The sequence below is a fragment of the Pedobacter sp. BS3 genome, assembly GCF_008274585.1.
GTDB lineage: Bacteria > Bacteroidota > Bacteroidia > Sphingobacteriales > Sphingobacteriaceae > Hufsiella_A.
In genome coordinates this window covers 277,160-302,077 of record NZ_VTRT01000001.1, presented here as the reverse complement: position 1 = coordinate 302,077, position 24,918 = coordinate 277,160, and the positions used below count along the sequence as shown (strand labels likewise).

Here is a 24,918-nt window from a genome sequence, read left to right as displayed (position 1 = left end):
AGGCCATTGCTGGTTTTGACTTTTAATCCCGAACCTCGAATTACCCGGGACAAATGCCGGGATTTGCTTCGTTCAACTATTTAGTTTTAACTTACCCGGGCATGTCGGTATTTAATTATAAACAACGCAACAACATTGTACTGGCCATATTAATTATCCTGGCGGCATTTATTATCTATTCGCTGCGGATAATTGCCGGGACATTGCTTACCACGGTGGTTATGTACACCATTTTACGGCCATTGTACCTTCACCTGACCCGGCAATGGCACTGGCGCCGTATCGGGGCAGCCGCTTCGCTTATAGCCGGCTCGTTTGTTATCATCGTGCTACCCATACTCACCTTAACCTTAATGGTGATCAATAAGATCAACGATTTTCAACGCGATTCATTTAAAATACGTATTATCCTGAGTCGCATAGACGATTTTATGGGCTCCAAGCTCAAGCAGCCCGATCTGTTCAATAACCTGACAGCCCGGTTCAAAAATTTTATCGGCGATCTGTTCCCTTCCATACTTGGCGGCGCTTTTGATATTGCATTAGGCGTTACCGTGATGTATTTCCTGCTGTATTTTATGTTTATCCGCCATGAAGAATTTGAGAACTCGCTGCTCAAATATTCTCCTTTCCAGGAGCAAAACTCACGCAGATTTGCCGAGGAATTAAAAAATACCACCTATTCTAATGTACTGGGCCAGGGATTTATTGCCTTTGTACAGGGCGCACTGCTTAGTATCGGCTTTTTTATTTTCGGTATACCCGATGCTATTTTCTGGGGCGTAATAGCCACATTCCTCTCATTTTTACCCATTATCGGTGCACCGGTAATATTTATACCTGCAGCTGTTATTACCATTGTACAGGGCGATACTTTTAACGGTGTAGGATTGCTGTTGTGGGGACTTATACTCATTACCAACATTGATAATGTGATCCGCTTTATTATTGCCAGAAAAGTAGCCGACACGCATCCTATCATTACCGTTATTGGCGTAATTATCGGTATACCGGCTTTTGGTATTATCGGACTGGTATTCGGGCCTTTGCTGCTGTCGTATTTCATACTAACCGTACGCATTTATGAAACCAGCCGTATGGCTACAGAACGCCTGGAAAAAATGAAGCATCCCGACGAAAAGAATTATTTATAAAAACACTTTTAGTCCATTTTACGTTTTTGAACTGAAATAGCATATTGATAAACATAAATCTTATAACCATGAACGATAACGCAAAAGTTGCAGTAGCATTATTAGCCGGATTAGCCGCAGGAGCCGCTTTAGGCATTTTATTCGCTCCCGAAAAAGGAACTGAAACCCGCGATAAATTAAACGATGCCTTAAAAAATCTTGGCGATTCTATAAAAGACAGCGCTGCCGAAGAAATTGATAAGCTTAGCGCCCTGAAAGATAAGGTGATAGAAAATATCAAATCAAAAATAAACAACAATCACCCTCAGGAAGAATTTACAGGCGCAACAGACCAGGTTTAATCTGCGTATCCTAAGCTTATACCCTATGGCAGAAAATCAGGAAAATAACAACCAGGATATTATTACCCTGTTAAAAGAATACGTCTCTGATAAAGTAGAGCTGGTACGTTTAACCATTATTGAACGTATCATACTTATTGTAGCAAACCTCATTACAGACGGGCTGGTAGTTCTCCTGCTTGTTGTGACCTTATTTTTCGGGTCCATGGCATTAGGCTTTTATTTTTCAGAACTTTTAAACTCGTATGCAGGTGGTTTTGGATTAATTGCCCTGTTATATCTCATTATAGCCATTATCGTTATACTGATTAAGGATAATCACATCGAAAAGCACCTGCATAATTTCACTGTTAAACGTTTTTTCCGTCATAGAAAAGAAGATGGCAAACTCCATTAAAACCTTTGCAGATTTACAGGAGAGAATCCAGGTGCTCCGGTTAAAAACCGAGGTAGAGGAACGTGTCATTGCCGAAAAATTCCACAGTCCGGCAGCCACGTTTTCTACCATACTTTCCTTATTTAAAGGCAAAGGCAACCAGTCTTTTTTACAGGAAATCATTCACGAAGATTTTGTTACTGCCATTTCACGCTTTGTGCTTCCAACATTATTAAACAGTGTATTTTTCAGGAAATCAAACTTTATAATAAAAGCTTTGGTTACGCTTTTTTCGCAAAAGGCCGCTAAAAACATCGATTCAAATGTACTTACCGATGTGGTTTCAAAAGTTAAATCCTTTTTCCAGAAACTGAATTTCAAGAAAAAAGATCGCTCTCAACCTGTTAAAGATTACGGTATACCGCCCTATAGTGAAACTTATTAAGCACGTATTGTTGCAGAAGCAAGAGACAAGACAAAAATCGGAAACCACCCTCTTCATTACGCAGCACTCAATACCTGATTAAGGAACATTAATTTTGTGACAAAAACGGATCAACTGGTTGTTTTGTACGATGGCGGCTGCAGCATGTGCGTAGGTGTAACCGGCTGGCTTAGTCGTATAGTATATAAAGACCAGTTTTTGCTGGTGCCTTATCAGGATAGTGATTTTTTAAGTCGGCATCCTGAAATTGACCCGGCACAATGCGAAAAGGAAATTCATGTAATTGATCTGCAAGGCAATATCTCCCGCGGTGCGGATGCCATGCTCAACATTTGGAAGGCCAGCGGACACTGGAGCCGTTTTCTGGTTCCTGTTTTGCAACTGCCTCCCTTTATATGGCTGGGTCGATTAGTGTATAAGTTCATTGCCCGTTACAGACGGAATATCGTTTTTCCATCTTAACATCCCTTTAATTACCAGAATAAGGTAACAAACAATACACCCACTGCAGTAGCCGAAAACTCACCATAAGATACCCTGAGATGCTTTAAGGCATGAGTGATCTGGTTTTCAACCGTACGTTTTGAAATATTCAATTGCTGTGCAATCTCCTCATTAGAGAGATTTTTGATCCGGCTTAACCAGAAAATTTCGCGGCATCGCTTTGGCAGACCGTTGAGGCTTTGAGTAAGCTGAATTTCAAAATCATGATAATCTAACCGCTCTTCCGCCTCACTAACCTGGCACGGACAGGCTTCTTCAGTATATTGCTCAATATATTCTATGGGAGATAGCTTTAATGCTTTCAGGTATTTAAATACATGATAGCGGGCCGTGATATAAATATAATTATTGAAATTTTCTATGTTAAGATGCTTCCGCCGTCGCCACAATACAACAAAAACATCATGCAAAATCTCTTCGGCAGCGGTTTCATCTTTAAGATAATAGAGGAAGGTTTTGTATAGTTTTTTCCAGTGCCGGTTGTATAAAACGGCAAAAGCCCGGTGATCATCGTTTACAACGGCAAGCCAAATGTCTTTATCCGATAAGAAACTACTGGCCATATCTGATTTTAAAAGTAATTATTTAGCTACAGATGGTCAACTATTAAATAGTTTTTTGTCCCATTAAAAAATATTTTCCAATGTATGTGTGTAAGCCGGGTTAATTATCCTCTTTAAAAGTAGAACTGATTTAACCTGTTATGACCCCTGAAGAATATATAGCCTTATACGAAAAATACACTGCCGGAACATGTAGCCCCGAAGAAGAGAGGTTATTGCTGGATTATCAGGACAAATTCCGGATGCAGGAAGATGCCGGGAATAAGCTAAATCCGGATGAACGGATCATTCGCAACCGTGTTTATTCACAGATTACGGATACCATTCGTCAGCGTGAAAACACTAAAATAATATCCTTACCCTTAAGATGGGCTGCCGCAATTGCAGCTATGGCATTTCTGGGCATCGCGGTTTATTTCTATAGTCGTCATGATATTATTAGCAATAATGCTAAACAGCATTACACCAACGATATAAAGCCCGGTGGCAATAAAGCTATATTGACGCTTGAGAATGGAGAAAAAATAGTATTGACCGACAGTAACAGTGGACAAATTGCCAGACAAGCCGGTATCAGGATTATTAAAGCAACCAATGGCCAGCTCATTTATGAAGTAGATAAAAATGCCGGTTCTGTAGCAGCCAACGCTTTTAATACTATTGAAACACCACGTGGAGGACAGTATCAGATCAATTTACCCGATGGAACCAAAGTGTGGCTTAATGCGGCTTCATCCTTGCGTTACCCCGTGGCATTTACCGGTAATGAGCGTGTAGTACAGCTAACCGGTGAAGCTTATTTTGAAGTAGCCCACAATAAAGCCAGTCCTTTTAAAGTAGTATCTGCAGGCCAAACGGTAGAAGTTTTAGGTACACATTTTAATATTAACGCTTACGCGGATGAAGATGCTACGAAAACTACCCTGCTTACAGGAAGCATACGGATACATAATAGCAGCAACATCTCAAAAATACTGAAACCCGGAGAGCAGGCAACGCTGCAAAACGATGATATTACTGTAGAACAAACCGATACCGATCAGGCAATAGCCTGGCACAACGGCGATTTTACCTTTGAAGGCACACCATTACGAACCATTATGCGCCAGTTAAGCCGCTGGTACGATGTGGAGGTAGATTACCAGGGCACAATTGCCGATGTAAAATTTGGCGGTTCAATATCCCGTAATAAAAATATAAGTGAGGTATTAAAAGTTCTTGAAATGACCCAGGGCGTTCATTTCAAGATTATGCCAGGGCACACTAATGAAGAAAGGAGGATTCTGGTTATGCCATAAGTATACATTGCGTATAAAAAGATATCGGGAGCGTTCCAGCGCCCCCGACAAGTCTTTTGGGTCTTCATGATTATAATAACTATTGCTTCGAACCAATAATTAACCTATAAAACCCTAACAAATGTACAATTTTTATGCTAAAAATGCTAGCGGCAAGGCCTGCTATGTACAAGATCCACCATCTGAAAAAACATGGCTTAATATTACAAACAACCCCTTTTTAAAAAGATGGCTTATGCGGATTAATATAACCTTTATTATTCTTCTAACCATTGCCTTACAGGTTTCTCTGGCCGCCAATGCACAGTATGTTTCTCTTGTTAAAAAACAAAGTACTTTAACTGCCATCTTCAAAGAAATTAAACGGCAAACGGGATACGATTTTGTGTATAAATACGAGATGCTTAAAAACAGTAAGCCCATTGATATTAATGTACAAAATATCCCTCTTAAAGATGCATTAGACCAATGTTTCAAAAACCAGCCCTTTACTTATTCTATTGAGAATAAAACCGTGGTAATTGTTCCACTTAAAGAGCAATCAGCGGCTCCAGTACTTTTAATAGACATTAAAGGCGTTATTACCGATGAAAAAGGCGAGCCGCTGCCCGGTGCTACCATCCGTGTGAAAGAAAGCGGTCAAGCTGTAGTATCCGGTATAAACGGCGAGTTTAGCCTGAAAAATTTACAGGCAAATGCCACTTTATCAATTACATATACCGGTTTTATATCGCAGGAAGTTGCGCTTAACGGACGTACCCAGGTTACCATTGTATTAAAAGAAGATCTCAACCAACTGAATGAAGTAGTGGTTGTAGGTTACGGCACACAAAAGAAAGCCCATTTAACCGGTGCAGTTTCTTCGGTAGATGTAAACAAAGTATTGGGCAGCCGTCCTATACCCGATGTAGGACGGGGATTACAGGGAACTGTTCCCGGCCTGTCAATTGTTGTGCCCAGCGGCGAAGTAGGCTCCGACCCGGTTATGAAAATACGTGGTCAGGTTGGTTCCGTTTTAGGATCATCCAACCCCTTGATTTTGGTTGACAATGTGGAAATACCCAGTATTGAATTGATCAATCCCGATGATGTAGAATCCATTTCGGTTTTAAAAGACGCTGCCTCCAGTTCCATTTACGGATCAAAGGCCGCATTTGGTGTGATATTAATAACAACCAAAAAAGGCGCCCAAACAGAATCCAACAAAGTGACCTATTCAAATAACCTGTCGTGGCAGGCTCCTTTTAAGGATATTGACATTGCCGGTATAGACGGTTTAGAATACACCTTAGAAGCCCATGAGAATATGAAATCGAGCGGCCCCGCCGGCGGTTTCTGGCGTGTTAGCAGGGAAAGTTTCGAAAAGATAAAAGAATGGCAGGCCAAATATGGCAGCACAGTAAAACCGAGCGATCCGGTAGTGTATAACCGGGATTGGTATTTTGACGGTACAGATAAATACGGACTTCGGATATACGATCCGGTAAGTATGATGATCAAAGACAACGCCTTTTCGCAAAAACATAACATTGGGTTAAATGGCAGAAAAGGCGATACCTATTACAACTTTAGCGCTGGATATTTGGGGCAGGAAGGTATGATGAAACCCGCCAAACATGACGATTTCAGAAGATTTACCTCTAACCTCAACGTTTCTACCAAAGTCAACGATTTTTTAACGCTTCGCGGAGGCGCTATGTATGCTGATGCCACCAAACGTTATCCCAATTCAGCAACCGGTTTTGGAGCAGACCCCTGGTTATACCTCTACCGCTGGAGCCGCCTGTTCCCAATTGGGGCGCAAGAGCATGGCGTTGACGTAAGAGACCCTTATTTCGATACCAAAAATGCCAATGATGCAATTAACCAGAAAAGGTACATGAATCTGAACCTTGGTTCAACTATAAACTTTACCAAAAACTGGGATTTAAAAGCTGATTATTCTTATTCTACAGAAACAAATTCATTTACCTCTTCTATGCCAACCTTCACCGGTGCCTGGCATTGGTATACCCCGGTTGCCTGGAAAGATGATTCAGGTAACCAGATTTACGTAGATGAAGAAGGTAATATAACAGATACGGGTGGTGTGCCGGCTTACAGGTTCCCCGTAGAAGAATATATTACAAAAGATAAAAGCTATTTTCATCAGGATACCTATCTGTCAGCAAGACACACCTTTAATGCCTATTCAACCTATAATCTGAAATTGCAAAATAAGCACGATCTCAAGTTTATGCTGGGTACCAATATCGTAGGATATAAATGGAACAGTCATTCATCAGAAAGATCAGAGCTTATTAACAGGGATAATCCGCAGTTTGAATATACTGTTGGCATACCTGATGTTACCGGAGATGCTAACTGGGATTCGCAGGTGGGTTTCTTTGGAAGGGCCAATTATGCGTTCATGGATAAATACCTTTTCGAAGCGAATCTACGCTACGATGGTACTTCTAAATTCCCAAGTTACTTGCAATGGCGTTGGTATCCGTCTTTCTCTGCCGGCTGGGTTTTATCTAACGAAAGCTTCATGAAATCGCTTAACCCGGTGTTAAGCTTTGCCAAGCTGCGAGGCTCGTGGGGAAGTATTGGCGACCAATCGGTACCCAATTCCCTTTACCTGCCAACAATGGCAATAAATCAAAACTCATGGCTTTCCAGTTCCGGAGTACAGTATTTTCAAATAGGCACACCAGGTGCAGTGTCGCAGGATATAAGCTGGCAGGATATCCAGCACCTCAATATCGGGACAGATCTCCGTTTCTTTAACGACCGCCTGGGTATAACAGCCGAGTGGTTTCAGCGGGATACCAAAAATATGATCATCCCCGGAGATGCTTTACCGGCTACTTTTGGTACAAGCGCTCCTAACGGAAATTTCGGAAACTTACGAACCCGTGGATGGGAATTGGCTGTTGATTTCAGCCATCAATTTGGTAAAAACCTCAGGCTTTCCATCAATGCGAATATCGCCGATGCAACAACCATGATTACCAAAGGAGCCGACTGGAATACGCCCTGGGAGAACAGAAATATCAATAACACATTTACTACAGGGAAACGATACGGCGATATCTATGGTTATGTAACCGACCGGTTATTCCAGAAAGAGGATTTTGTGTACGGTTCGGACGGCAAGATCAAACAAACAACCATTATATACGATGGAGCAGCCAAAGTAACCAACATGTTGGCAGGCAACAACCCGGTTTACCAAACCTATTTTGAGGATGGTAACCAGGTGCTTTTGATCAGTCCTGGCGACGTAAAGTTCGTTGATGTTAATGGCGACGGCTACATTACGCCGGGTAAAAGCACCTTTGGCGATCCGGGAGATCAGGTGGTTATCGGCAATTCAACACCAAGGTATCAGTATGGGTTCCGTTTAGGAGCCGATTACAAGGCTTTTGACCTTTCTGTTTTCTTTCAGGGTGTAGGAAAAAGAAGTATCTGGGGAGACGGGCAACTGGCCATACCGGGATACTATGCAAAAGAAGGTGCTATGCCAGAGGCCATTGCCAGCGATTTCTGGAAAGAAGATCGTACCGATGCATTCTATCCACGGGCATGGAACCTGAACGGCTCTAACTCCGGTTATGTAATGCGTCCTCAAACACGCTATATGCTTAATATGGCTTACCTGAAAATAAAGAATATCACCTTCGGGTATAGCCTTCCCCGTAATTTATTGAGAAAGGCCGGTTTATCCAGCGCCCGAATTTATGTATCCCTGGAAAACATGTTCACCTTCGATCATTTGAGAGGTTTGCCTATCGATCCCGAAACCATTAGCGGCTATTCTATATTACGAACCGATGGTAATTATAACTTAGGTCGTACAGGAACATCAAACCCTCCGTTCAAGTCAGCTTCCGCTGGAGTTCAAATAGGTTTATAACATAAAAGAGATAAGACAATGAAACTCAGATATGCATTCATAATCAGCTTTTTAGCCCTCGCTTTTGCCGGCTGTAAAAAGTATTTAGATCGCCCGCCGTTAACTGCCTTAACTGATGAAACGGCCTGGACCAGTGAAGATAATGTGCGTATGTATGCCAATAAATATTATACTGATTTTTTTATTGGTTATGGTACGTTAACCAACTACGATTCAACGCCTTTAATGGGATACCGGTTTAGCGATGACATTGTTAACCTCGGTAACCAGGAGAACTTTACCCGGTCTGTTCCCAATAGCGCTATATGGAGTATGACCTCCCTGCGATCCATGAACATTATGCTTGACCGTATAGAAACCCGGATGAAAGGCGTACTATCCGATGAAGCATATGCACATTGGATGGGTATCGGTCGTTTTTTCAGAGGCTTTCGGTACTCCCAGTTAGTGTTTGCCTATGGCGACGTACCTTATTACGATCATGTAGTAAGCGACGTAGACTTTGACGATCTGTACAAACCCAGAACACCACGTAATGAAGTAATGGATGCCGTATATAACGATTTTAAATATGCGTTAGAAAATGTCCGCCTGGATGATGGTGAGCAAAATGTAAATCGCTATGTAGTTGCCGGGTTTGTTTCCAGGATTGCGCTTTACGAGGGAACCTGGCAGAAATATTATTATAAAAATAATGATCAAGCCAAAAAGTTCCTGGAACTGGCTATGGAAGCAGGTGATATGGTGATGAGCAGTGGCAAATATAATATTGTAACAGAATACCGTGCCTTATTTACTTCTAAAGATCTTAAAGGAAATAAAGATTGTATCTTATACCGGCACTACGACGCTGCGGTAGGCGTTACCCATTCTATTGCAACAAACTCAAATTTAGCAGAGTCGCTGATATTTGGCCCGTCTACAGATCTGATCAAATCCTATATCTGCACCGATGGAAAAGCCTGGCAAAACTCCGGCGTAGGCAATGCCAATAACTTCGAAATAACCAATCTCATTAAAACACGTGATCCCCGTTTTGAAGCCTCGTTTTACAGAAAGCCGCAAGCCCGGAATAAAGGCTCCTTACTGTATATTATCAAATTTTTACCAAGAGAGATTGAAAAAATTGTTGAAGACCAGGGAGCTCCCCCAACCGAATATATCAGTACCAATAATCAAACCGATTGCCCGGTATTACGGTATGCAGAAGTGCTTTTAAACTGGGTTGAAGCAAAAGCTGAACTGGCTTCGCTTGGTGGCGCTGCTGTAAGCCAGGATGACCTGGATCATACTATTAATAAGATCAGGGACAGGCCCATAGCGGCAGAAGCCACGGCCCGTGGCGTTGTAAAAACCGCTCATTTAACCTTAGCGGCTTTGCCCAATGATCCTAACCGTGATCCGGGAGTTTCGCAATTGTTATGGGAGATCAGGAGAGAACGCAGAATGGAATTCGCTTTTGAATATTCCCGTATCGGCGACCTGGAACGCTGGCACAAGCTGGATTATATGGATACCGATGCTAATCCGGATCTATTGTCAGGATCCTGGGTTAATTTCCCCGCAGAACTGCCTGCATTGATTACTACAGATTTGTCTGTTGTTTCTTTAGATGGTCAGATTACAGCATACAACGGGGCCAATGCATCTGCCATGCAAGGTTTCTACAGAAGCAGAAGTAACAACGGACGACTGCCATTTCTGAACCAGGTGAATGTAAATCCATATCTCTCTCCGGTTGGAAAGGTTCAGATAGACGATTATGCCGCTAAAGGTTATCAATTGAAGCAAACCGAGGGCTGGCCACAGAATTAATAAACATGAAACCGAAATGATCAAATCAGTATTTGTCACCGATTTAGTCATCAGGTTTCCATCTGATCATAAAAATTTAAAAATAAACAGATGAAAAAGATATGTAATACTTCAACAACAGGGCTCCTGATCGCTTTTTTAGGATTACTGATGTTCTCTTCCTGCAAGGATGATTTCCCGGAAGCAATGGATACTTCTTCAAAAGAAACGGTTTTAAAATCCATTAAAATAATGAACGCCGGAGAAGACGGCAATACCGTTTTGCAAGGAACAGTCGATGAAGACAAAAAAGAAGTTTCGTTTCCACGTTTAGATACGCTAACGGACTTTTCAAAGCTACGGTTTGAAGCAACACTTTCTGATGGCGCTAAATTAGAGCAAGAAACATATAATATTAGTTTTGAAGAAGGTCAATCTGAAAAAACCATTGAGATCAAAGTAGTTAATACGCCCCGCTTCCGCGAGTATTTCGTAAAGCTTCGCTTGCGGGTACCTGTTTTCGGGGCTGATTTTGGCAAAGCAACAGTTTATGATTATTCTACAAATGAGCAAGGTAATCCTGCTTACGAAGCATTCACCGGCCAATTAACCCGGGGTACAGGATTTGATGGCGAGCATGTGCTTATAATAAGCCGGGGAGCAACAGGTGCGCATTTGTTGAAAGTAAGTGATTTGAAAAATAATATCATTACAAGAATTCCGATCAATACAACGGGGGTTACCGGCGGAACCTATACGATGAATATGGGAGCACAGATAAATGGCCATACTTATATAGCGAGCCTTTCAGGAGCTGCTGCATCTCCATTGAAAATTTATCACTGGACAGACCCTGCCGCTGCACCCGAAGTAATTGCCAATATCAATATAGGAACCATTGCCGGAGCAGGCCCCCGTCACGGTGATAATGTTTCTTTCAATTTAGATGATGAAGGAAACGGATATGTTTATTTTATAAGTACCGATAAACCAATTCTTCGATTAAAAATCACCAATTACAATCAGGTTTCTGACCCGTATGTCATCAACAGCGCAACGGCTTACGGGCAATGGTCTTCTTATTTACAGGTAGGGAATGCCGATTCTTATTTGCTAACTGGCAATACAACGCCGATATCTGTTGTTAACTCCTCGGGCTCCATATCGTACACCATGAATGCAACTTCTATACCTAAGAATGCTTCGGATGCCAGGGTTGTTACCTTCAATGGCGAACGTTATTTGTTGGTAATTACCGTAGCGAGATCTGCGGGTGAATCAACGGTGATCCAGCTTTATGACATTACCCGTGGAAGCAATATTGTGGATGCCCTGACCATTTTTGAACAGGGGGATAAGAAGCCTTTATACAGTTATCCACTATCCAGTAATACCAATACCGCTCCCGCTTCTCAAACCGGGTGGGCTGTGGTGAAAGACGAAGATGGAAAAGATAAGTCGTTATTAATATTCGGAGCCGCTACAGATGCCGGATTTGCTATTATTGAAGTTCCGAAGAAAGTTTTAGAAGATTAAATCTACCCACGAAAATTAACCAAAAATGGATTGAGGCTGTAATAAAGCCGGTCTCATCCATTTCTTTCTCAACAAAAACAACATGAAAAGATTCCCGAGATCAGTCTTAAGCGCAATTCTAATAATCTTGTTAGTAAACGGTTGTAAAAAAGATTCGCCTGCCCCGGAAAATCCTGAGCCAAATCCCCCAACCACAGGAAACGAGCTGGTTTATCCCAAAAAAGAAATGCGGGCCGTTTGGCTTACAACAGCCTGGGGACTGGATTGGCCCCAGGAAGACTATAATGTTGCATCACAAAAACAGCAATATATCCAGTATCTTGATAAGTTTAAACAGCTTAACATTAACGCGATATTTTTCCAGGTAAAGCCTATGGGAGATGCCTTTTACAATTCACCTTACGAGCCCTGGAGCGTTGCCATTACCGGCGTAAGAGGCAAGGATCCGGGATATAATGTTTTGAAATTTTTGATTGATGAGGCTCATGCACGGGATATCGAGTTTCATGCCTGGATGAATCCTTATCGTATTGCTACACGGGCAAGTACTGGCACTGCCTATCCGCCGCTTCATTCATCCGTTAAACCCGAATGGGTAGTTAGCCACGAAAAAATTCAGATTTATAACCCGGCGGTACCCGAGGTAAGGCAGCGCCTTGCGGACATCGTTAAAGACATTATTACTAAATACGATGTCGATGGCATACTATTCGACGATTATTTTTATCCCGACCCTTCAACTGCCGGGCAGATGGTTTCAGACCAAACAGATTTCCAGCAATATGGTTCAGGCTATAGTTCTATTCAGGATTTCAGAAGAGCAAACGTTAACAAAACCATTGAAGCGGTACACGATGCTATTCTGGCTACAAAGCCGGCCGTAGTATTCTCTATTTCACCAACGCCCAATCAAAATTATAATTATAACACGTTATATGCCGATGTAACCAAGTGGTGCCAGGAAGGGTGGCTTGATATGGTTATGCCGCAGTTATACCAGGAAATCGGCAATCAGTCTAACGATTTTCAATCCAATCTTAGCTGGTGGTCGCAATATAATTACAAAGCAGCCCTGATGATAGCGTATGGTTATTACAAGTTTGGCGACCCGGCCGCGTCTTCCGCATTCCAGTCTACCGCGGAATTGGAAAAGCAGTTCAACCTGACCAGGAAAAACAAAAAAGTAGTAGGGAACGCGTTATATAGCGCAAAATATATTATGCTGAATAACATCGGCATCACCGACAAGCTTGCTACTATATTCAATACGCCATCTGTTATACCATTTCTGGGCCGGGCAATAGCCCCTGCACCTGCTGAGGCCAGCAATGTAAGGATAGAAAACGGCTTGCTGAAATGGTCTACATCCGGAAACGTACGATCGGTTGTGTATTATTTTTCTGACTTGAAGAAAGAAGGCCAGGTATATGCATTAACGAAAGAAAATAGTATTTCGGTCAACACTCCGGGGTATTATAGTGTATCAACTCTAAACGTTGATAACCAGGAAAGTAAGCCTTCCGGTGCAATAGAGAAGAAATAACATCATCCCTGCATCTACCTATGTTGGCCACAAAGTCGCAAAGATAAGATTGTAATTTATCAACGCAGGCAGCGTTCAAAACGCTGCCTGCGTTTGGCTGTATCAAAGATAAACCGTTGTGTCTTTTAGTGGCATAATATCATCAGCTTACCAGCAGCTTGTAACCCCGGCCGTGAACATTTACAATTTCTACTTTATCGTCTTCTTTAAGGTACTTTCGCAGTTTGCTTAGAAATACATCCATGCTACGACCGTTGAAATAGTTATCGTCGTGCCAGATGCTTAACAGGGCTTCTTCGCGGGTAAGCACTTCGTTTTTCTTGAGGCAAAGCAGGCGCAATAGCTCCGCTTCCTTGGTTGACATTTTTTGCTGCCATCCATGCCGGCTGATAAGCTGCGAAGTATAATCGAATTCATAATCGCCGATCTGGAAATGAGTGGCAAGCTGCTCTTCAGACGAGTTTTTTCCCTGATTGGCTACACGTTTTAACAAGGCGTTAATACGCAGTAACAACTCTTCTATACGGAAAGGTTTGGTGATATAATCATCGCCGCCAAGTGTAAATGCCTGGGTTTTGTCTTCCATCATGCCTTTTGCCGTGGCAAAAATAATGGGTATATCGGCGTTTATTTTGCGTATGTCTTTGGCCAGGGCGAAACCATCCTTTTTAGGCATCATCACATCCAGAATGCAGAGGTCAAACGGTTCAGCGGTAAACGCTTTCAGGCCCTCTTCGCCATCTTTACATAATACCACATGATATTTGCCCTTGAGCTGCAGGTAATCCTGTAAAAGCATGCCTAGGTTAGGGTCGTCTTCAACTAATAAAATTTTCTTCATGCGTTTAAAAAGCTTATTTCAAATTCAGAGCCTTTATCTTTTTCACTTTTAACCCGGATGTCCCCGTTAAGGCGTTTAACAATATTGTTTACATAACTTAAACCAAGCCCGAAACCTTTAACATCGTGCAGGTTCCCGGTAGGTATGCGATAAAATTGCTCAAAAATTTTAGACAACTGGTCTTTGCTCATGCCAATGCCTTTATCGGCAATTTTTATCATCAGCTTATCTCCCGAATTAAAGGTACTGATGGTTATTTTCGGGTCGGCTTTGCTGTATTTATTCGCATTATCAATCAAGTTAAAAATAACGTTGCTTAAATGCAACTCATCGCCCATAACAACCGGATTTTTGGCATCGAGATGCAGGTTTACTTCGGTATTGCGTTTTTGCAATTGCAGCGACATGCTGTCTATAACCGTCGTGATCAGATCGTTAATATCAACCGGTTTGTTTTCAAGCTTTAAATCGTCGCGGTCAATACGGGCAATATTCAATACCCGTTCAATGTGGTTGCCTAAGCGGATGTTTTCGTCGTAAATAATTCCCGCAAGGCGGTTAACCCGGTCTTTATCTATGTTTACATCCGGGTCTTTGAGCGCTTCGCTGGCTATCATGATAGTTGCCACCGGTGTTTTAAACTCATGCGTCATGTTGTTAATAAAATCCGTTTTCATTTCGGATACTTTTTTCTGACGCAGAATGCTTGAAATAGTATAGGCAAAACAGCCCAACAGTACCAGCAACAAACTTCCCGACGAGAGCAGCACCGCTTTCATGTTTTGCAGCAGCAGGCTGGTACGGCTGGGAAAATTAACGGTTATCATACCGCTTTCTCTTACCATATCTTTAGGGAACAGCGCCGTACTGTAGCTGTCGGCGTTAAAATTAACGCTTTTATCGGCTATGCGCATAAACAGCACTGAATCGGGGTTTGCCATGGTAATTTTGTAGTTATAAGGCAGCATAATACCCCGGTTGTACAGCTCTGTTCTTAAAACGGTATCGATAAATGTAAAGCTGATACGCTTTGCCAAAGGCATGTGGGCCAGCTCATATTCGTTAGCGATGTCTTCAAAAACAGCCGTTTTCTGCTTCATGGTTTTCACCGAATCCAGGTACTTGGTTACCTTTTTAACCTGCCGCTCCTGCTCGGCTTTGATGTTAGCCGAAAGTTTGGGATTTACACGGGGCAAACCAACAACCGTCAAACCCAGCTCGGGGTCTTCAACCAGGTAATGAACACTATCATTGGTCGATTTCTTCAGTCGTTTTTGGTCAGCTTTTTCAACGTACAACTCCCGTACCTCATTTTGATATACCCGGCCATACGCATCAATGGTTTGCTGCTGCCTTACAGCCAGGTGCACTTTGTTAATATCTTCGGGATTACGAAAATAGGTTTCGTAAAAATCATCATCTATCTGTACGGCCCGCGGATATTTAAGACGCAGCAAGCTGTCACGCATCATAAAATCGCGGTCTAATTTCTGCTTCCTGATTTTTAGCTGCTCGGCAAAATTGGGCACATGCTGATGCTGATGCGCCTGAGGCACGGGCGAAGTATTTTCTTCCTTGATAACCTGCTGTTTTTTTTCTACCTGCTTCCTGAAAAAAAGCATCGCATCGCGACGCTCAATCTTTTTACTCACCGCGTTTAACGCTTCGCTTACAGCCTGGTCAAAAAGCTGCGATTTGAGGTGATACGATTCGCTTATGAAATAGTATTGCATAGCCATCACACCCAGCAAGGCAAAACTCATCAATCCGATAATCAGGCTGATACTCTTCTTTTTCATCTATTAACAAAAATACGCAACCCCTTTAAGGCACGGGCAGCTTTAACACTTTTTAACACTCCCTTAACAAAATTTAGAAATCGTACAATATACTTTTGGTTCGTCATTGCAATCAGCAGGTTATGAATTTTTTCAGCTTAGGCCGGTCTTATTTTTCAATAGCATTATCCGTTGGGATAACCGGCGTTTGCACACAAAGTTTTGCTGAACCAACTTCCCGTCAGGACACGTTAAATCACCGTAAACCTCAAAACACCATCAGGTTGTTGCTGCTTCCGGATAGTATTATTTCGCCCCGGCAAACAGATACACTAGTAAGCATTTGGCGGGGTCATGAAGGCCGGCCGCATCCGTTCCCGTTACACCGGCCGCAAAGCATCTTTCCCGAACGAAAGAACACACAATTCTTCCATTACGAAACTATTGATAAGGACGGCGTGCCCACTGATATCAATATTGCGTTAAGCGATGCAGACCGCAGCGCCGTAAAAAAGCTAACCGAAGGCGGCGACCCGGCCAATGTGCTTGAAATAGAAAATTTAGTGTTATTTCCTGATTTTAAAAGTAATAAGCTCAGCCTGCATTTTATATTAAGCCGACGCGGAAATACATCGGTTAAAATTTTAAACAGCGCTTTTCACGAGCTTTTCTCTACGCGGTCAACCTTTAGCGGGAACTACTTTAAACAGGTTACTATACCCAAAAACGGATTGTATTATCTGGTTATAAACCAGGGAGAACGCTGGTTTATAAAGCAATTTATTAAAGAATAGCTGTTTTAGTTTTGAGAGAGCAGAAGCCCCCGCGTTCGTAAAGAAACGGGGGTTTTCTGTTTATCAGAACGGCAAATCGTCGTCATCCTGCGAAGTAGCAGCAGCATTGACGTCAATGGCCTGTGCAAATTCAGGTTGAGGGGCAGCGGCAGGAGCAGCCTGCTCAGCGCCTAATACGTTTACACGCCATGCAACCAGCGTATTAAAATAGGATGTTTTACCGTTACGGTCTGTCCACGGGCGACCGCGTAGGTTAAAAAACACTTCTACCTGGTCACCTACTTTAACCGCATCGAACAAAGCTACTTTATCCTGTAAAGCCTCGAACTTGATATATTCGGGGTATTGCGGATTTTCTGCGTATTCAATAATTAATTCACGTTTTTTAAATGTTTCGGTTACATTTTGTACAGGCGATACTTCGTGCACTTTTCCTTTAATATCCATGATATAAATGTTTTGTAAACAAAACTGCCAAATTTTATTGATTAACTTCGCACAATCTTATGCAAGTTTTCCACACCAACCGCAAAATTATCATCACCTGTAACAAAAGGCTGTCGCCGTACCTGCAACAGGAAGTTACCGAACTCGGATTCGACATTAAACGGGCATTCAGTACCGGCGTTGAGCTGGAAGGTACCGTAACGGACTGTATTCCGCTAAACCTTAATTTGCGATGCGCCAGCCAGGTTCTGTATTCGCTGAAAAGCTTTACCGCCGAAAATCCCGCCAGACTGTATAAAGAACTGACGGAAATTGCCTGGGAAGAGCTGATAGATTTTTCCGGCTATTTCTCGGTAACCAGCAATGTGGATAACGAGCATATTACCACGCCTCTTTTCGCCAACGTTAAGGTTAAAGATGCCATTGTTGACCGTATTAAGGAGAAAAAAGGTATCCGGCCCAACTCCGGCCCCGAACAAAATAAAACGGTTGTTCACCTGTACTGGAAGGATGAGTATGCCGAGATATTTTTAGATACTTCGGGCGAAACACTGGCCAAACACAGTTACCGCAAAATTCCGGGCAAAGCGCCTATGCTGGAGGCTCTGGCCGCTTCAACCATCATGGCTACACGCTGGGACAGGAAAAGTGCGTTTGTAAATCCCATGTGCGGTTCGGGCACACTGGCCATCGAAGCCGCCCTGCTGGCAACCCATAAAAGTCCCGGCTTTTTCAGGATGAATTATGCTTTTATGCACATTTTGGGTTACGATGAAACCGTATTTTTTACCGAGCGCCGTAAGCTGAAAGACCAGGCAACAAAAACCCTGGATTTTAAAATTATCGCCAGCGATATTTCTGCCGATGCGGTTGACGTAGCCCGCCGAAATGCTAAAACTGCCGGTGTTGACCACTTAATTGATTTCCAGGTATGCGATTTTGCCGAAACTGAAGTTCCCACAGGTAATGGTGTTGTATTTTTCAATCCTGAATATGGCGAACGTTTGGGAACGCATACCAAGCTGGAAGCTACGTATAAACGCATGGGCGATTTTATGAAACAGCATTGCAAAGGCTATAGCGGCTATATCTTTACCGGCAACCCCGACCTGGCTAAAAAAATCGGACTCAGGGCCTCTCGTCGCATTGAGTTTTATAACGGCAAGCTGGATTGCCGGTTGCTGGAATATGAGCTGTATGAGGGGTCGAGGAGATAATTAAAACGGACAAAAGCCCGGCTGGCTTCTTCTTTGAGGGTTACCACCGGAATTTTGACTATTTAAAATTTAAATCAGTCAATAATCTTTCAAAAGTTATACAATATGTATAACTTTTCTTATTTTTGTTACTATAGTATTGCTCCGGTGAAAGTAAGAATCATCAGACTTATTGACAATAAGCAAATAGATGCAACGATATCTCCGCAACCGGAGAAGGTTTTGCCATCTATTACTGATTGGTGGCGATTTAATTTCAAAAGACACTCAAAATTAAAAGGAGCTCAAACCTATGCGTTAGTATGTAATGAAACCCCGGATGTAATAGAAGGCTGTCTTATTTTTTCAATTAAAAGATACCATAGAACCTTATATGGCTTACATTGAAATAGCGCCTCACAATAAAGGAGAAAAAAGACGCTATGATAGCGTAGCGGGTTGTTTAATTGCTTATGCGTGCCGGCTTAGTTTTATACATGGCACGAATGATTATAAAGGATGGCTGGCTTTCGATGTTATGGAAGAAGATAAAAAGGATGAAATAAAACTCATGGCTTTGTATTGTCAGAAATATGGGGCTTTGAAATGGGGTGAAACAACCATGGTAATAGCACCCGAAACCGGTGAAAAATTAATAAATGAATATTTAAGTTAACGGGATATGAAAAGTAAAGAAATTCAGGTAACCGATATTTGGAATGAGGGAAAAAGAAAATCTTTAAGCGATTTCATTCTTTCTCATTCACAAAAGCAGACCAGGGAACAGAAAATCAGAAATGAATTACTGGCAATCAAATACCAGATAGAAGATTATATAACGTCAGAAAATACAGCGGTTAAATTAGAAATTTTAGATTTCGTAAAATTATATCTCAAAACATTTAACATAACGCAACGGAAATTAGCAGACCTGTTTGAAATGCAAAACAGCAATTTACACAAGTATTTAACAGGTGAAAGAAAGCTAAATTCTGCATTAGTATTAAAATTGAGCTCATTCTCTCATATAGGTCCGGAATACTGGCTAAGAATTGAGGTAAAAAACGAGCTCATTGAAATAAATAAAGAGAAAGCGAAAAATAAAGATTACCGTAAATACGATTACAGGAATTTATTGGTAGCTGCTGAATGAATTGCCGGCTGCTGGAATATGAGCTGTATGAAGGGTTGAGGAGATAATTAAAACAAACAAAAGTCCGGCTGATTTCTCCTTTGACGGACTTAACAATAAACAAATTTAGTGTAACTATATTCTTATTATACCCTTCCGGGTATAATTTTTACATTCAGTCTATTTTTATACCCGAAAAGGTATAATTTGAATGAATACGCTAAGTCAGTTTATTAAAAACAGGCGAAAATTGCTGGGGCTAACCAAGGAAGATTTGTCTTTTAAAGCAGGAGTTGGCCTACGGTTTATCCGGGATTTGGAGCAGGGTAAACAAACCCTGCAAATGGATAAAGTAAATCAGGTATTAGCTTTATTCGGTCATGAACTGGGCCCGTTGCCCGCCGAAAGAACGAATCCTGAAAAACATTAAACAGATAATCCATTAAAATGAAACGAGCTAACGTTTACATGTACGATAAATTAGCCGGTGTGCTCACAGAAATAGGGAGATAAGATTTTTTCATGAAATCACGTTGTAATGTGGATTTCTATTCTCTTGTTTAAACTGTTTTCATACAAAACTACAAAATCATACTACAATATGATTCTTCATATTTTTTATAAAATTTTTTTCTATTTTTATAAAAAAATCACATTATAATGTTAGCTGAAGAGCTTGGCAGAATCATTAAGACCCGGCGAAAAGAATTACGTATAACGCAACCACACTTAGCAGAGTTGGCACAAATAAGCACCAATACGCTCTATAAGCTGGAACGGGGACAAAGCAATCCGTCATTAGAGGTGCTGAGCAGGCTGGCAAACGTATTGGGTATGGAATTAACCCTTAAAGTAAAAAATCAGGTCTTATAACCGGGATAATTGAATAAAATGCGGGCGGCAGAAATTTACAGGAACGGAATATTGGCCGGAATACTGAGGGAAGAAAACCACCAGCAATTTGTATTCAGGTACAACGATGGTTATTTTAACGATGTAAACAAACCCGCAATCAGCTTAACATTGCCAAAAACACAAAAAGAATACCGTAGTAAATTTTTGTTCCCATGCTTTTATAACATATTAAGCGAAGGCGTAAACCGGAAACTTCAAAGTACACAATTGCGGATTGACGAAAATGATGATTTCGGGCTGTTAATGGCAACGGCGCAGTACGACACTATAGGGGCAATTACCGTAAAACCGATAGTTGCAATATGAATTTAAACGAACTAAAATATTGTCCGGGCACTTTAGCCGAGGGGTTTCATACGTACAGTCCGGGTTGCCTGCGTAAATTATTTAATGGCAGAAAGGTAAGTCATATTTTACCTTATGAGCAACCGCAGAAAAACGAGGCGGTAGCTGAACTTTTTATGGAAAACCGGAAGCACATTTCCATATCAGGCGTACAGGAAAAGCTGAGCCTCATTCTTGAAAAAAACCAGCTCCGGCTTACCAAAGAAAAAGAGCAGGGAACCTATATCCTAAAGCCCATACCCCGGGATTTAAAAAAAGTCGACCAGGTTCCGGCCAACGAGCATCTTACCATGCAAATAGCAAAACAGGTATATGGAATAAATACTGCCGAAAATGCTATGATATTTTTTAAAGATGGTTCTCCCGCATATATTACCCGGCGATTTGATGTAAAGAATGACGGTAGCAAATGGGGAAAAGAGGATTTTGCAACATTAGCAGGCAAAACAAAGCATAATGCCGGGCCTGATTTCAAATACAGGTATAGCTACGAAGAGATTGGGTTATTGATTCAGCAGTATGTTCCTGCATGGCGAATAGAAATTGAAAAATATTTCCGGCTGGTTGTTTTCAATTATTTATTGTCAAATGGTGATGCGCATTTGAAAAATTTCTCATTACTGGAATCCTCCCAGGGCGATTACCTGCTCAGCCCTGCTTATGACCTGATTAATACACGGATACACGTCGATGATACAGACTTCGCCCTCAATCAGGGATTGTTTACGGATAATTTCAAAAGCATACACTATAAAAAGAACGGACATCCCTCTAAAGCTGATTTTATAGAATTTGCTAACAGAATTGGTATAACAGAAAGCCGGATAGAAAAATTGCTGATTCCCTTTCTAAAAAAGCAGCCCCTGATAGAAACTTTGGTAAACCGTTCTTTCTTAAATGAACCCAGTAAAAAAAGATATCTGCTGATGTACAATACCAGAAGAAATTTTCTGAATACGTAATATATCAGGCTATTAAAAGCCGTATTACCAATCCCTACAGCTGAAATACAATTGGCAAGGTAACCAGCGTACGTACAGGCTTTCCGGCAATTGTTCCCGGTTTCCATTCAGACACCTCCTTTTGTACTACACGTAAAGCTTCCTCATCGCAGCCGCTGCCTATTCCCTTTACAACCTTCAAATCACTCAGGCTTCCGTTCTTTTCTACAATGAACGATAGCATTACCTGACCCTGTACATTGAGGCTTTTCGCCCTGTCCGGGTAATGCAGCTTTCGCCGTATAATGCGCTGCATTTTTTTAGCACCACCCTTAAATTCAGGAGGAGATTCCACTGCGCTTAGGTTATACACCTTTTGGTCGGCAGATTCTGTTGTTTGCGGCTTTTGCTCAACCTGCACATTAGTTGCCGATGGTTGTGCTACCGGCGTATCAATAATTGAATCGAGTGTGATATATAAAGGCGATATCCGGATATTTCGTTCTTCAACAGGCAGGTACGAAACAATTTTTCCATTTTCATCAATGGTCATCTCCATTTTAAAATCACCTTCTTCCTGTTGCTTACGCGATGGCCGGTAATAACTTTCGTGCAGCCAGTAAGTAGCAATCAATTGCTGTCCGCGGCGTTCAAAATCAAGCGACGATACAATCCAGTTGCTTTTCAGGCTTTCCATATCCGCTTTGCGCCGCCAGTAAATATCGCGAAGACGCCTGTGCGTAAGGTTATGATAGTTGTAAAACGTTTCCGTTATCGGTGCAAAATAGCTGGGCGGGTCAAAATAGCCGCGGCGCATATCCACATAAAACGCCTCGATGAATTTTATCAGCGATTTCCGCACATCCTCGTCGCTCATTTCCTCGGTTTTATCCAGCGATTTTGAGCCGTTATCAACTACCTTAACGGGATGTGTTTCGGGTTTGAATAATTTCCAGGGGTCATCAACAAACAAGGTGAGGTAGCCCATAGAAACAATAATTACAGCCAGCGCAATACCCATGTACAGCAAAGATTTGTCTTTCTTTACCGGCTGATTTTCATCCGATTGTTGCCTGATGGTGTCGTTTTCTTCCATTCATTAACAGGTTAAGCCCTGGTAATACGATTAAGCATTAAGGTAAACAAAAAAATATAAATACAGGTAAACTGCCGGAGCTGCCAGAAACAATCCGTCAAAACGGTCGAGCAAGCCACCGTGTCCGGGAAGTATGGAGCCCGAATCCTTTTTATCCATACTGCGTTTCAGCATAGATTCTGTTAAATCGCCATAAGTGCCCAAAACAACGATGATAACGGAACATGCCGCCCAGTGCAAGGCCGGCAGTTCGGTATAAAAAAGGCTCAGTATAAACGCTACCAGCAAACTGGTAAACATGCCGCCAAAAAACCCTTCCCACGATTTTTTAGGCGAATGACGCTCGAACAGACGGTTTTTCCCCAATTTTATTCCGAATAAATACGCTCCCGTATCGCTTGCCCACAACAATAACAAAAACGATAACGGTGCGTGAAAACTATAGCTTCCCGTAAGAAAACCTAACGCATAAAAAAAGCAAAATGGTATAACGCTAAAAAATAATCCCGTTAAGGTATAGCTGATGTTGTGAAACGGCATACTGTTTTTCCGGTACAGCTCTGTAATATAAATGAGCAATAACGGCAATACTGCCAATAATAAATAGCTGAACGGTAAACCGGCGATAAAATGCAGAATAACCGTTAAAAACAGCACGAAACCGGTTAAAAGGCCGGTTATCAATTGTGGTTTTACCTCGTTTGTTTTTACCAGGTTGTAAAATTCGGCCAGGCAAAACAGGCTGAGCAACATAAAAAATATGCTAAAGGTGTATTGCCCGGTTAGCACCGATGCCAGCATAACCACTACAAAGAAAAAACCTGTTATCGCCCTTGTCTTCATTACAGCTCGTTTTTAATAATAATTTCGATGGCATCGTTAAAGCTGCCTTCATGAATGTACACTTCAACCTGCCCGAACCGGTACGGAAATCCCCGTTTATCCATCATTACCGCCTCAATTTCGTGCTCAATTAATACCTGCCGCACCAGTTCCGCCTTATAAAAATCGGCCGTAGTATATATTTTAAGCCAGTTGCTCTCCATCGGTATCGGGTTGACTATAGGTATTTTTCGTTATGCGGTAAATGACCAGCAGTAACATTGCCGATACTACGATACTGCCCAAACAGGCGTACCAGGTTACCGGGTCCGTTTCATTAATCAGGTCATCAAGCGGTTTGCCCTGCAACTGGTAATAGTATGCCAGAATTACACTCATGGCATTATTTGTAAAATGCACCGCTATCGAAACCCAGATGTTTTTTGTCCAGAAAAACAGGTAACCCAGCAAAGCACCCAGCAGCATACGGGGCAGAAAACCGAAAAACTGCACGTGTATAGCGCTGAAAACAATGGCAGTAACCCAAATCGCCATATACGGATTCCTGAACCAGCGGATAAAAAGTTGCTGCAAACATCCTCTGAACAACAATTCTTCGCCAATGGCAGGTAGCGCCGCAATCATCAGCATATTAATGATGAGAACCGCGGGCGTTTTACCTTCCAGGAATTGTTTGGTTATCAGTGCCGCCTGGTCTTCCTGTAAGCGCATCCAGCGCTCAAGCCCGTTAAGCCAATGCGGTAAATGCATGCCGGCATTCAGGTTGATGGTGAACTGCAAAAACGGCCCGATACAAAAAATCAGTAAAAGCGATATTAACAATACCGGAAACGAAACGCTGCGGTTAATTTTTAGCCAGGTTAAGGGTTTCGAACTTTCTATGCGGGCAAATACCAGCGCCGGTACAATAAATATACCAACGGTTGAGAATACCTGTAGGGTTTTAAGCAGCCTTATATCTGTAATGCCATATATTATTTGTGTCATTATCTCCGTAGGAGGGATTTTAAACACCAGCATGGCGAATATCAGCGCAACCAATGTAAAGAGTATTCCACCGGCTACGGCCAGTAAAACCAGGTAAACCAGTGATTCTAAAGGATGGCGTTCTGATGACCGCTGCTTATACATTTGA

The 24,918-nt window shown here is 42.0% G+C and carries 26 protein-coding genes; 18 read left to right on the top strand and 8 right to left on the bottom strand.

What is annotated here, in order from left to right:
* Positions 1-101 precede the first annotated feature (101 nt).
* From FW774_RS01285 to FW774_RS01265, 5 genes are all read left to right on the top strand, one after another.
* Positions 102-1,154 (top strand): AI-2E family transporter, encoded by a 1,053-nt coding sequence (locus tag FW774_RS01285; protein ID WP_149346351.1) that lies wholly within the window; start codon positions 102-104, stop codon positions 1,152-1,154.
* Between the two features lie 68 nt (positions 1,155-1,222).
* On the top strand, positions 1,223-1,495 hold the full coding sequence (locus tag FW774_RS01280; protein ID WP_149346350.1) for a YtxH domain-containing protein: 273 nt from the start codon (positions 1,223-1,225) through the stop codon (positions 1,493-1,495).
* 25 nt (positions 1,496-1,520) lie between these two features.
* On the top strand, positions 1,521-1,892 hold the full coding sequence (locus tag FW774_RS01275) for a hypothetical protein (protein ID WP_149346349.1): 372 nt from the start codon (positions 1,521-1,523) through the stop codon (positions 1,890-1,892).
* Positions 1,876-2,316: a hypothetical protein gene (locus tag FW774_RS01270; RefSeq protein WP_149346348.1), complete on the top strand. Its 441-nt coding sequence runs from the start codon at positions 1,876-1,878 to the stop codon at positions 2,314-2,316. The genes FW774_RS01275 and FW774_RS01270 overlap by 17 nt, the downstream gene beginning before the upstream one ends.
* Positions 2,317-2,412: 96 nt before the next feature.
* Positions 2,413-2,778 (top strand): thiol-disulfide oxidoreductase DCC family protein, encoded by a 366-nt coding sequence (locus FW774_RS01265; protein ID WP_149346347.1) that lies wholly within the window; start codon positions 2,413-2,415, stop codon positions 2,776-2,778.
* 11 nt (positions 2,779-2,789) lie between these two features.
* On the opposite strand, the gene FW774_RS01260 is transcribed toward FW774_RS01265, so the two are convergent.
* Positions 2,790-3,383 (bottom strand): RNA polymerase sigma factor, encoded by a 594-nt coding sequence (locus tag FW774_RS01260; protein ID WP_149346346.1) that lies wholly within the window; start codon positions 3,381-3,383, stop codon positions 2,790-2,792.
* A 140-nt stretch (positions 3,384-3,523) separates the two neighbouring features.
* Between FW774_RS01260 and FW774_RS01255 the strand changes: the two genes are divergently transcribed.
* From FW774_RS01255 to FW774_RS01235, 5 genes are all read left to right on the top strand, one after another.
* Positions 3,524-4,681 carry a FecR family protein gene (locus FW774_RS01255; protein ID WP_149346345.1) on the top strand — a complete coding sequence of 386 codons (1,158 nt, stop codon included), beginning with the start codon at positions 3,524-3,526 and terminating at the stop codon, positions 4,679-4,681.
* A 235-nt stretch (positions 4,682-4,916) separates the two neighbouring features.
* Positions 4,917-8,582 carry a TonB-dependent receptor gene (locus FW774_RS01250; protein ID WP_187774771.1) on the top strand — a complete coding sequence of 1,222 codons (3,666 nt, stop codon included), beginning with the start codon at positions 4,917-4,919 and terminating at the stop codon, positions 8,580-8,582.
* 18 nt (positions 8,583-8,600) lie between these two features.
* Positions 8,601-10,397 (top strand): RagB/SusD family nutrient uptake outer membrane protein, encoded by a 1,797-nt coding sequence (locus tag FW774_RS01245; protein ID WP_149346344.1) that lies wholly within the window; start codon positions 8,601-8,603, stop codon positions 10,395-10,397.
* 90 nt (positions 10,398-10,487) lie between these two features.
* Positions 10,488-11,912 (top strand): DUF4623 domain-containing protein, encoded by a 1,425-nt coding sequence (locus FW774_RS01240; RefSeq protein WP_149346343.1) that lies wholly within the window; start codon positions 10,488-10,490, stop codon positions 11,910-11,912.
* 127 nt (positions 11,913-12,039) lie between these two features.
* Complete coding sequence (locus FW774_RS01235) at positions 12,040-13,455, top strand: glycoside hydrolase family 10 protein (RefSeq protein WP_242457669.1); 1,416 nt, start codon at positions 12,040-12,042, stop codon at positions 13,453-13,455.
* A 142-nt stretch (positions 13,456-13,597) separates the two neighbouring features.
* On the opposite strand, the gene FW774_RS01230 is transcribed toward FW774_RS01235, so the two are convergent.
* Together FW774_RS01230 and FW774_RS01225 are read right to left on the bottom strand one after the other, a co-directional pair.
* Positions 13,598-14,296: a response regulator transcription factor gene (locus tag FW774_RS01230; protein ID WP_149346341.1), complete on the bottom strand. Its 699-nt coding sequence runs from the start codon at positions 14,294-14,296 to the stop codon at positions 13,598-13,600.
* Complete coding sequence (locus FW774_RS01225) at positions 14,293-16,095, bottom strand: sensor histidine kinase (protein ID WP_242457668.1); 1,803 nt, start codon at positions 16,093-16,095, stop codon at positions 14,293-14,295. The genes FW774_RS01230 and FW774_RS01225 overlap by 4 nt, the downstream gene beginning before the upstream one ends.
* Positions 16,096-16,217: 122 nt before the next feature.
* Here FW774_RS01225 and FW774_RS01220 point away from each other — a divergent pair, with 122 nt between their 5' ends.
* The gene (locus tag FW774_RS01220; RefSeq protein ID WP_149346340.1) at positions 16,218-16,868 is read left to right on the top strand and encodes a hypothetical protein; all 651 of its coding nucleotides are present in this window, start codon (positions 16,218-16,220) and stop codon (positions 16,866-16,868) included.
* 63 nt (positions 16,869-16,931) lie between these two features.
* On the opposite strand, the gene FW774_RS01215 is transcribed toward FW774_RS01220, so the two are convergent.
* Entirely contained in the window at positions 16,932-17,315 is a 384-nt protein-coding gene (locus tag FW774_RS01215; RefSeq protein ID WP_149346339.1) for a DUF3127 domain-containing protein, read from the bottom strand.
* Between the two features lie 59 nt (positions 17,316-17,374).
* On the opposite strand from FW774_RS01215, the gene FW774_RS01210 reads away from it, so the two are divergent.
* The 7 genes from FW774_RS01210 to FW774_RS01180 all read left to right on the top strand — a co-directional run bounded on the left by FW774_RS01210 (position 17,375) and on the right by FW774_RS01180 (position 21,865).
* Complete coding sequence (locus tag FW774_RS01210; RefSeq protein ID WP_149346338.1) at positions 17,375-18,532, top strand: class I SAM-dependent RNA methyltransferase; 1,158 nt, start codon at positions 17,375-17,377, stop codon at positions 18,530-18,532.
* Positions 18,533-18,905: 373 nt separating this feature from the next.
* Positions 18,906-19,187 carry a hypothetical protein gene (locus FW774_RS20565; RefSeq protein ID WP_242457667.1) on the top strand — a complete coding sequence of 94 codons (282 nt, stop codon included), beginning with the start codon at positions 18,906-18,908 and terminating at the stop codon, positions 19,185-19,187.
* 6 nt (positions 19,188-19,193) lie between these two features.
* Positions 19,194-19,664 carry a transcriptional regulator gene (locus tag FW774_RS01200; protein WP_149346337.1) on the top strand — a complete coding sequence of 157 codons (471 nt, stop codon included), beginning with the start codon at positions 19,194-19,196 and terminating at the stop codon, positions 19,662-19,664.
* Between the two features lie 190 nt (positions 19,665-19,854).
* Entirely contained in the window at positions 19,855-20,073 is a 219-nt protein-coding gene (locus FW774_RS01195) for a helix-turn-helix transcriptional regulator (RefSeq protein ID WP_149346336.1), read from the top strand.
* Between the two features lie 230 nt (positions 20,074-20,303).
* Positions 20,304-20,516 carry a helix-turn-helix domain-containing protein gene (locus tag FW774_RS01190; protein ID WP_149346335.1) on the top strand — a complete coding sequence of 71 codons (213 nt, stop codon included), beginning with the start codon at positions 20,304-20,306 and terminating at the stop codon, positions 20,514-20,516.
* A gap of 18 nt (positions 20,517-20,534) precedes the next feature.
* On the top strand, positions 20,535-20,864 hold the full coding sequence (locus FW774_RS01185; RefSeq protein WP_149347120.1) for a HipA N-terminal domain-containing protein: 330 nt from the start codon (positions 20,535-20,537) through the stop codon (positions 20,862-20,864).
* Positions 20,861-21,865 (top strand): type II toxin-antitoxin system HipA family toxin, encoded by a 1,005-nt coding sequence (locus FW774_RS01180; protein ID WP_149346334.1) that lies wholly within the window; start codon positions 20,861-20,863, stop codon positions 21,863-21,865. The genes FW774_RS01185 and FW774_RS01180 overlap by 4 nt, the downstream gene beginning before the upstream one ends.
* Before the next feature lie 34 nt (positions 21,866-21,899).
* Here the strand turns inward: FW774_RS01180 and FW774_RS01175 are convergent, their stop codons facing one another.
* The 4 genes from FW774_RS01175 to FW774_RS01160 are packed head-to-tail and all read right to left on the bottom strand — an operon-like array spanning position 21,900 to position 24,914.
* Positions 21,900-22,940 carry an energy transducer TonB gene (locus FW774_RS01175; RefSeq protein WP_149346333.1) on the bottom strand — a complete coding sequence of 347 codons (1,041 nt, stop codon included), beginning with the start codon at positions 22,938-22,940 and terminating at the stop codon, positions 21,900-21,902.
* A 30-nt stretch (positions 22,941-22,970) separates the two neighbouring features.
* On the bottom strand, positions 22,971-23,783 hold the full coding sequence (locus FW774_RS01170; protein WP_149346332.1) for a phosphatidate cytidylyltransferase: 813 nt from the start codon (positions 23,781-23,783) through the stop codon (positions 22,971-22,973).
* Positions 23,783-23,986, bottom strand: coding sequence for a putative signal transducing protein (locus FW774_RS01165; protein WP_149346331.1), 204 nt, complete (start codon positions 23,984-23,986; stop codon positions 23,783-23,785). The genes FW774_RS01170 and FW774_RS01165 overlap by 1 nt, the downstream gene beginning before the upstream one ends.
* Complete coding sequence (locus tag FW774_RS01160; protein WP_149346330.1) at positions 23,967-24,914, bottom strand: CPBP family intramembrane glutamic endopeptidase; 948 nt, start codon at positions 24,912-24,914, stop codon at positions 23,967-23,969. Before FW774_RS01160 ends, FW774_RS01165 begins: the two co-directional genes overlap by 20 nt.
* Between the last annotated feature and the right edge of the window lie 4 nt (positions 24,915-24,918).

Bases quoted from the DNA above. Each gene is read 5' to 3' on its own strand.
- FW774_RS01215 (WP_149346339.1), bottom strand. From the start codon at position 17,315: ATGGATATTAAAGGAAAAGTGCACGAAGTATCGCCTGTACAAAATGTA.
- FW774_RS01165 (WP_149346331.1), bottom strand. From the start codon at position 23,986: ATGGAGAGCAACTGGCTTAAAATATATACTACGGCCGATTTTTATAAG.
- FW774_RS01260 (WP_149346346.1), bottom strand. From the start codon at position 3,383: ATGGCCAGTAGTTTCTTATCGGATAAAGACATTTGGCTTGCCGTTGTA.
- FW774_RS01275 (WP_149346349.1), top strand. From the start codon at position 1,521: ATGGCAGAAAATCAGGAAAATAACAACCAGGATATTATTACCCTGTTA.
- FW774_RS01175 (WP_149346333.1), bottom strand. From the start codon at position 22,940: ATGGAAGAAAACGACACCATCAGGCAACAATCGGATGAAAATCAGCCG.
- FW774_RS01220 (WP_149346340.1), top strand. From the start codon at position 16,218: ATGAATTTTTTCAGCTTAGGCCGGTCTTATTTTTCAATAGCATTATCC.
- FW774_RS01285 (WP_149346351.1), top strand. From the start codon at position 102: ATGTCGGTATTTAATTATAAACAACGCAACAACATTGTACTGGCCATA.
- FW774_RS01190 (WP_149346335.1), top strand. From the start codon at position 20,304: ATGTTAGCTGAAGAGCTTGGCAGAATCATTAAGACCCGGCGAAAAGAA.
- FW774_RS01230 (WP_149346341.1), bottom strand. From the start codon at position 14,296: ATGAAGAAAATTTTATTAGTTGAAGACGACCCTAACCTAGGCATGCTT.
- FW774_RS01210 (WP_149346338.1), top strand. From the start codon at position 17,375: ATGCAAGTTTTCCACACCAACCGCAAAATTATCATCACCTGTAACAAA.
- FW774_RS01250 (WP_187774771.1), top strand. From the start codon at position 4,917: ATGCGGATTAATATAACCTTTATTATTCTTCTAACCATTGCCTTACAG.
- FW774_RS01255 (WP_149346345.1), top strand. From the start codon at position 3,524: ATGACCCCTGAAGAATATATAGCCTTATACGAAAAATACACTGCCGGA.
- FW774_RS01170 (WP_149346332.1), bottom strand. From the start codon at position 23,783: ATGAAGACAAGGGCGATAACAGGTTTTTTCTTTGTAGTGGTTATGCTG.
- FW774_RS01225 (WP_242457668.1), bottom strand. From the start codon at position 16,095: ATGAAAAAGAAGAGTATCAGCCTGATTATCGGATTGATGAGTTTTGCC.
- FW774_RS01185 (WP_149347120.1), top strand. From the start codon at position 20,535: ATGCGGGCGGCAGAAATTTACAGGAACGGAATATTGGCCGGAATACTG.
- FW774_RS01240 (WP_149346343.1), top strand. From the start codon at position 10,488: ATGAAAAAGATATGTAATACTTCAACAACAGGGCTCCTGATCGCTTTT.
- FW774_RS01200 (WP_149346337.1), top strand. From the start codon at position 19,194: ATGAAAAGTAAAGAAATTCAGGTAACCGATATTTGGAATGAGGGAAAA.
- FW774_RS01180 (WP_149346334.1), top strand. From the start codon at position 20,861: ATGAATTTAAACGAACTAAAATATTGTCCGGGCACTTTAGCCGAGGGG.
- FW774_RS20565 (WP_242457667.1), top strand. From the start codon at position 18,906: ATGGCTTACATTGAAATAGCGCCTCACAATAAAGGAGAAAAAAGACGC.
- FW774_RS01195 (WP_149346336.1), top strand. From the start codon at position 19,855: ATGAATACGCTAAGTCAGTTTATTAAAAACAGGCGAAAATTGCTGGGG.
- FW774_RS01270 (WP_149346348.1), top strand. From the start codon at position 1,876: ATGGCAAACTCCATTAAAACCTTTGCAGATTTACAGGAGAGAATCCAG.
- FW774_RS01245 (WP_149346344.1), top strand. From the start codon at position 8,601: ATGAAACTCAGATATGCATTCATAATCAGCTTTTTAGCCCTCGCTTTT.
- FW774_RS01160 (WP_149346330.1), bottom strand. From the start codon at position 24,914: ATGTATAAGCAGCGGTCATCAGAACGCCATCCTTTAGAATCACTGGTT.
- FW774_RS01280 (WP_149346350.1), top strand. From the start codon at position 1,223: ATGAACGATAACGCAAAAGTTGCAGTAGCATTATTAGCCGGATTAGCC.